At 33.8% G+C, this 927-nt stretch carries 1 protein-coding gene and 1 pseudogene; both read left to right on the plus strand.

What is annotated here, in order from left to right:
* The first annotated feature begins 242 nt into the window (after positions 1-242).
* On the plus strand, positions 243-470 hold the full coding sequence (relB, locus tag GQO39_RS08715) for a type II toxin-antitoxin system RelB family antitoxin (RefSeq protein ID WP_156851797.1): 228 nt from the start codon (positions 243-245) through the stop codon (positions 468-470).
* A pseudogene (locus GQO39_RS08720) lies at positions 454-722 on the plus strand (type II toxin-antitoxin system RelE family toxin). The gene relB and the pseudogene GQO39_RS08720 overlap by 17 nt, the downstream one beginning before the upstream one ends.
* Positions 723-927: the final 205 nt, after the last annotated feature.

Genomic DNA, 927 nt, shown 5'->3' on the forward strand with positions numbered 1-927 from the left:
AATACGCAAGAGGTAATAAGAGATGCTCAATGCCTTTATAGACAGTATAATCTTTATGCCTCACTACAATATCTTGTTATAGAAGATCAATCGTTACCATATCTTGTTAATTCACTGCGTATTGCTCTTAATACGCTTCTTAAACATTTCACTGTAACAAGGCAAAAAGCGTGATGTGAAACGTTTTTCTGTACAATACGTTGTATTTGTATTACAATGAATACAAAAATGAGGATTGCGTTATGACGATATCTATTCGATTGCCAAGTGATCTCGAAACACGTTTGAATAATTTAGCTGCTAAGACAGGACGTACAAAGTCTTTTTATTTACGTGAGATTATTGAACGTGGAATAGAAGAAGCAGAGGATTATTATTTAGCCTCACAAGTAAGAGAACGTATTCGAAATGGAGATGCGACTTTTTATAGCTCTGAAGAAGTGAGGAAAGGGCTTGGCTTGGACGATTAAATATGAAAAAAAGCTCTCAGTTTTTTAAAAAAATGCGATAAAAAAGAGGCTCGGAGGATTGTTGATTTTTTAGATAAACAGGTTGCTCCTCTTGAAAATGCGCGTGTAGTAGGTAAGCCTTTGAGAGGTCAATTGTCGGGCTTGTGGAGATATCGTGTGGGAGACTACAGAATACTATGCGATCTTTACGATAGAGAGCTTGTAGTGTTGGTTTTAGCTATTGGACATAGAAAAAATATATATAAAGATTGAAGCTAATAGCGGCAATGCATATTATTTTACCTTTTAAAGCCACCAGATTTTGATCAAAAAAATAAAAAAACACAAAATCATGATTTTTTCTGTTGACAATATGTAAAAAGTCATATTTAATGACAATACGGCGCTAGTCTTATTGTGTCCAAAATTCAAAAATATCCCCTAAAATTTAGTAAAATATCAAGCCTTTAATATGGCT

Source organism: Bartonella refiksaydamii, from assembly GCF_902652675.1.
In the GTDB taxonomy this organism is placed as follows: Bacteria; Pseudomonadota; Alphaproteobacteria; order Rhizobiales; family Rhizobiaceae; genus Bartonella; species Bartonella refiksaydamii.

What these genes read in the sequence shown, in the direction of transcription:
- relB (WP_156851797.1), top strand. Translation starts at nt 243, where the DNA reads ATGACGATATCTATTCGATTGCCAAGTGATCTCGAAACACGTTTGAAT.